Source organism: Hyphomicrobium sp. (genome assembly GCF_036833075.1).
Lineage (GTDB): Bacteria > Pseudomonadota > Alphaproteobacteria > Rhizobiales > Hyphomicrobiaceae > Hyphomicrobium_C.
This window is the reverse complement of record NZ_DAITQL010000141.1, coordinates 1-6,049: the sequence shown is the minus strand read 5'-3', so window position 1 is coordinate 6,049 and position 6,049 is coordinate 1. Positions and strand designations below refer to the sequence as shown.

General features: G+C 65.6%; 4 protein-coding genes. 2 read left to right on the top strand and 2 right to left on the bottom strand.

What is annotated here, in order from left to right; all coding sequences use genetic code 11:
• Together mdoH and V7082_RS21225 are read right to left on the bottom strand one after the other, a co-directional pair.
• On the bottom strand, window positions 1–1,141 hold a 1,141-nt coding region (mdoH, locus tag V7082_RS21230), incomplete at its 3' end, for a glucans biosynthesis glucosyltransferase MdoH (protein ID WP_334151663.1).
• Complete coding sequence (locus V7082_RS21225) at window positions 1,138–2,712, bottom strand: glucan biosynthesis protein (protein WP_334151662.1); 1,575 nt, start codon at window positions 2,710–2,712, stop codon at window positions 1,138–1,140. The genes mdoH and V7082_RS21225, both read right to left, overlap by 4 nt.
• A gap of 857 nt (window positions 2,713–3,569) precedes the next feature.
• Between V7082_RS21225 and V7082_RS21220 the strand changes: the two genes are divergently transcribed.
• Window positions 3,570–4,901, top strand: coding sequence for a porin (locus tag V7082_RS21220; RefSeq protein ID WP_334151660.1), 1,332 nt, complete (start codon window positions 3,570–3,572; stop codon window positions 4,899–4,901).
• 570 nt (window positions 4,902–5,471) lie between these two features.
• On the top strand, window positions 5,472–6,049 hold a 578-nt coding region (locus tag V7082_RS21215; RefSeq protein WP_334151658.1), incomplete at its 3' end, for a porin.

Below are 6,049 nucleotides of genomic sequence, written 5' to 3'. Positions count from 1 at the left end.
AGGAGCCTTCGATCGAAGGCGCCATGTGCACGCCCCATCCGGCGCGCTGCAGCAGCATCGCCTCGACGAAGTCGTGGCTCATGATGTGCCCGCCGAACGGAGGTGAGCCCGGAAGATGCGGCAATCCCGCCGCGCTGGCGAAGGCTGCCGTCCGGATGATGGCGTTGTGCCCCCAGTAGTTGCCCTGGTCGCGGCTCCAGAACGCGAGTCCGGCCGCGGTCGGGGGGCCGTAGATGTTGGCGGCGAACTGCATCAGCCTCTGCAGCAGCGTCGTGCCGCCGATCAGCTTCGGCACGGTCTGGATGAGGCCCGCGGACGGATCGGCCTCCATGGCGCGCGCGAGGCGAACGAGCGCCACGCCCGACATGATGCTGTCGCCGTCGAGGATGACGAAGGTCTCGTAGGCGCCGCCGAAGCGCTCCACCCAGTCCTTGATGTTGCCGGCCTTGCGGGCCGTGTTCTCGATGCGCCGGCGATAATAGACGCCGACCTCGCCGCCGAGCTTGCGGGCGAGCGCGGCGTAGGCTTCCTCCTCCGCCATGCCCGCCTCGGCCCCGCGCGTATCGGAGAGCACGAAGACATCGAACGCGGACGCCTTGCCAAGGGAGGCCAGCTCCTCGGCAATGGCGGAGATGGTGCCGGCGATGCGGGCCGGATCCTCGTGATAGACCGGAAACAAGAGTGCCGTGCGGGCCGCGAGCGGCCCGTCGGCATCGGGTATGGCAATGGTGTCGGCCTTCTCGCCGGCAAACAGCGGGAGGAAACCCAGGGCCGTGGAGAGCGTGCCGACCGAGATCCACGCGAACGTCACCGTCGACAGCACCAGGAAGAGGAACTGGAACGGCGTCATCTGCACGAACGACAATACGCCGTAGAGCTCATGGGCGAAGGCAGCCGTCATCAGCGCTGCGCCGAGAAACACCGCCGTGCGCGGGATGGCGCTGCCGCGCCTCAGAGGCCATACGCGGGCGGATTGCGCCGCGAAGTCCTGGGCCGGCATCGCGAGCGGAGCGAGCCCGGGCAGAAGCGCAGGGTCGCTCGCGTCGTGGATGGCAGCCTGGGGGACAACGGACTCAGAGCGAGAGGACACCGGCGCCGCCAGCTCCTCTCCCGCGCCCGGCGCCAGATCCTTGGCGGTCATGATCGCGTCCATCGATAGAGCCAGCTTTCGGAGATCAACTGGCCGCCCAGCTTCAAAGCCAAACGCAGCTCGACAAGCTCGGTTCCTGCGGGATTGAGCTCGAACTTCACACGGAAGCCCTGCAGATCGGGATGGCGCTGTATACTGAGGTTCGAGGTCGAGCCTGCGGTGGCGGTGAGATCGGCCACGGGGAGGTCGCGTGCCTCCCGCGCCGAAGGACCGGCAAAATCGACGACGAAGAGCGTGGTGTCCGGGGCGCTGCCGGCTCCCACCTGCGTCTTGACCACCCAGGCGCCGGACCATACGGCCGGCACGGCTTCGCCCCAGGTCATGCTGTAGGCGTACCTGTACTTCTTTCCGGGCTCGAGGGGCTTCGACGGCTTCCAGTAGGCAACGATGTTGTCGTGGATCTCCTCGGTGATCGGGATCTCGATCAGCTCGACGTAGCCGCTGCCCCAACTGCCGGACGGCTCGACCCAGGCCGTCGGCCGCCGGTCGAAGCGCGCCTCGAGATCCTCGTAGCCGGCGAGGGAGCGGTTCCGCTGGGCGAAGCCGAAGCCCCGGAGGTCCTTGTCGACGAAGGCGCTCGTCTGGAGCATCTTCGGATTGGACAGCGGCCGCCACAGGCGCTCGCCGCGCCCGTTGATGACCGCCAGGCCCTCGCTGTTGTGCACGGCGGGCCTATAGTCGCGATCGATGCGCCGTTGGGCGGGGCCGTAGAAGTACATGCTGGTGAGCGGCGCGATGCCGACATAGGTCAGCGAGCGGCGCGGAAAGAGCGTGCAGTCGACCTCGATCCGCGTCGCGCCACCCGGGCGGATGACGAAGCGGTACGCCCCGGTGGTGCTCTCGCTGTCGAGCAGGGCGTGGATGACGATGCCGTCGGCCGCCGCCTCGGGCTTCTCGATCCAGAAGGCGCGAAAGACCGGGAACTCCTCGCCGCCCGGGCGCGCCGTATTGATCGCCAGCCCGCGCGCGGAAAGGCCGTAGACCCCGTTGCGGCCGACGGCCTTGAAGTAGCTCGCCCCCTGGAAGGAGACGAACTCGCTCAGGGTCTCGGCGGTGTTGATGGTGCCCGAGACGCGGAACCCGGAGAACGCGAACGGGGCGGCATCCGGCGCCTTCTCGATCGACGGGCCGATGGCGAAGCTCGCGCTGTCGGCCCGCAGGTTGCGCGCCCTCCCGCCTTCGACGAGCCAGATCTCGACCGGCGTGTCGTAGAGCCAGCCCATCGGCAGCAGTTGCAGCTCATAGCCGAGGTTCTCGCCGCGCCACACCGACGCCTCGGGGCGAAACCGGATGTCGCGGTACTGCTCGGCGGTGAGCGCATTGAAGGGCTCGGGGACGTCGAGATGCGGCTTCACGAACTCGCGCGCCGCCATTTCCTCGGCGAGCTTGCGCACGTGATCGGCCGCGAACGACTCGTCGGCCGGCGGCTGGGGTTCTTGGGCCAGCGCCCGGGAAAGAAGAAAAGCGTTGTCGGCCAGGGCCGCGATCACCGCCCAGGCGCCAGCGCCCATCAAAACCCTACGGCGATTTGGGCCCAGGCCCTTGCCAGGATCGTCGCTCATCTTCGATATGGTTCCGGAGACGCCCCGCCGATTTGCCGCCATGCCGATGTCCTGACCGATCGGCGCCGCTCCCGCGCCCGACCTGCCGGTCTCGATTGCTCCCCCCGGGGCAAACCGGATTCCCATGGCGCAGATTCGCTCCCGCGCCGCTCGATGCAGATAAACTCCGATTGTGGCAACATTTATCGGTTTATCGCGCCTCCAGCGAGGCAGCCTCTGGGCGGCGGCGCGCAACCGCGCCGAGCTTATCGCGTCGGGTCCGAAATAAGCGAGCGCGTGTACGGCCGCAAGATCTTTGCCGGGGAGAAATTGCGACCTTCGTTACTTTCCTTCTCCGGAGCACCCCCGACCCAAAAGAGCCGGGCAATCGCCCGACGCAGACCGGCGGCATCCCAGTTCCCGGATGCCGCCGCGCCGGATCATTCGGTGCGGCGGTGCGCATGCCACGTCAGTAGATGGAGTCCGGGATTTTTATCGGCATTCGGAGGGCATTTTTCCCGACGCGCAACCGGCCCGATGCTCTTCGTATGACCCCTGCTCCGCTATCCACAGCCCGCGCAACATGCGTCGTCGCGCCGCTGCTCGCGCCGTTAAGTGATTTTTAAATTCCTCTGTTATCCCAGTATGTTAATGGTGGCTCTCGAACTCGTTGCAATCACGCCACATGGTGGGTGAATTCCTCTGGAAAGGCCATCTTCACCATTCCAACGGCGCGCGAGTTCTGCGTAGTATCTCGGCCTGAGGCGGTGATTCGGTCCGAGCGTGCTGCCGCTGTCTTTCGAGCTTAAGTGTGCGCGTGGCGTGTGAATACAGATGCGTCAGCGCCCGTTTCGAAGTTAGTAGACGGGAGAAGGTAAATGAAAAAGCATAGTTTGAGCGCCCTGGCGGCGGCCGGCCTCCTCGCAGGTGGCTTGTCCGCGACCAGCGCGTCCGCAGCGGATCTTGGGGGGAACTGCTGCGCCGATCTCGAGGAGCGGATTGCCGAGCTCGAAGCGACCACGGCCCGCAAGGGCAACCGCAAGGTTTCGCTGACGATCTCCGGCTGGGTCGCCGAGCAGGTCGTGTGGTGGGATGACGGCGGCGAGTCGAACACCTACATCGGCGGCATCGGCTCGACCCTCGGCACGAACGTGAAGTTCACCGGCCAGGCGACCATCGTCCCGGGCTGGACGGCAGGCTACGTGCTGCACCTCGAAGCCGACGGCAGCGACTCGCTCTACGGCACCAACCAGTCGAACGTCAGCGGCGCCGGCCTTTATACCGGCAACTCGAACTACGTGCAGACGCTCCAGTCCTACTGGTTCCTCAAGAGCGAGAGCCTCGGCAAGGTCAGCGTCGGCCTGCAGTCGATGGCGTCTGACAACGCGGCCATCCTGGTCGACGGCTCGGGCTCGCTCGTTCCGGCCAACTGGGTGGTGTTCGATGTTGGCGGTTTCGCTTACCGCGGGAATACCGGCGCACTCACCGACGTCGGCCTCTCCGGCCCGGCTTGCAACGGCGGTGGCGACTGCTACGGCATCCCGTTCAACTCGGTCCGCTACGACACGCCGACGTTCGCCGGCTTCTCGGCATCGGCTGCCTGGGGCGAGGACGACATCTGGGACGTTGCCCTCCGCTATGCGGGTGAAGTCGCCGGCTTCAAGCTCGCTGCGGTTGCCGCCTACGGCGACAACACCGGCGGCAACTTCGGCCAGATCTACGTGAGCGAGCCCGGGGGCGCGCCCGGCGTGTTTTCGACTTATGCCGGCCATGCGGACACCGACTACTTCCAGGCGGGCCTCTACCTGCAGCACATCGGCACGGGTCTGTTCGGCCTGGTCAACTACGGCCATCTGAATATTGATGGCGTCCGGGATGACCCCTCCGACCCCAATTCCGCCTGGCTGAACGTAAACGACGAGATGGATACCTGGTACTTCAAGGGCGGTCTCCGTCAGCGTTGGACGCCGCTCGGCCATACGGTGCTCTACGGCGAGTACAACAACAGCGAGCTGGACAGCGGTCCGGAGCATGAGTTCTGGGGTCTCGGCGTCGTGCAGGAGATCGACAACGCCGCCATGTCGCTGTGGCTCAGCTACCGTCACTTCAGCGCGTCGGGTTATGGTGATATCGAGGACGTGAACGACAATCCCGTCACGAGCCTCCAGGACTTCGACATGATCAAGGCCGGTGCTCTCATCAACTTCTAATCGAAGCTGAGAACCGCCAGACGAACAGGAAGCCGCCCTTCGGGGCGGCTTCTTTCTTTATAGGGCGTCGCAACGGACAACGGGCGCTCCCCCCCGCAGGTCAGGCGGCTTTTGGATCACGACCTTCGATCCGGCGCCTTCAGTGGGTGCTGCCGCGCGCACAGCGAATCAGCTGCCATCATTCCGGCTCGCGAATCGTGCGCCTTCGACCCGCTCTCGGGGCGAGGCGTGAGCCTGCATCGCGTCGCACAACGACGACAGGGACACTTATCCCCCGCCCATCCACTGCGCTTTCCCTTTCCGTTCGGTTGGCTGCGCTTAGGGAAAAGCCCATCAATCCGGGGGCAATGCGGCCACTCGTGTCCGGGGTGCCACAGTTGCCGGCAAGTCGGGGGCAAAATCGCATTGCTCGATTGTTGGCCAGGGGAGAATCGCAGACTCTCCGGGCCAGCGGCGGTTCCGAGGGAATCTTCGCGCCGTCATTATCGTAGAGCGCGGCCTCGTTTGCGTATCCGTACCGAGTAAGGGCGTCCGCCATCTCGATTACCAACGCAGATTGGGAGAAGGTCTATGAATAAATACAGCTTAAGCGCCCTGGCGGCGGCTGGCCTGCTCGCAGGCGGTCTCGCTACGAGCGCAAATGCAGCCGACCTTGGGGGTAACTGCTGCGCCGACCTCGAGGAGCGGATTGCTGAACTCGAAGCGACCACCGTCCGCAAGGGCAACCGCAAGGTTTCGCTGACGATCTCCGGCTGGGTTGCCGAGCAGGTCGTGTGGTGGGATGACGGCGGCGAGTCGAACACCTACGTCGGCGGCACCGGCACGACGCTTGGCACGAACGTGAAGTTCACCGGCCAGGCGACCATCGTCCCGGGCTGGACCGCGGGTTACGTGCTGCACCTCGAAGCCGACGGCAGCGACACGCTCTACGGCACCAACCAGTCGAACGTCGACGGCGCCGGCCTCGATACCGGCAACCCGAACTACGTGCAGACGCTCCAGTCCTACTGGTTCATCAAGAGCGATCATTGGGGCAAGGTCGGCATCGGCCTGCAGTCGATGGCGTCTGACAACGCGGCCATCCTGGTCGACGGCTCGGGTTCGCTCGTTCCGGCCAACTGGGTGGTGTTCGATGTCGGCGGCTTCGC

Coding starts and splice junctions, on each gene's coding strand:
- V7082_RS21225 (WP_334151662.1), bottom strand. CDS start 2,712: ATGAGCGACGATCCTGGCAAGGGCCTGGGCCCAAATCGCCGTAGGGTT.
- V7082_RS21220 (WP_334151660.1), top strand. CDS start 3,570: ATGAAAAAGCATAGTTTGAGCGCCCTGGCGGCGGCCGGCCTCCTCGCA.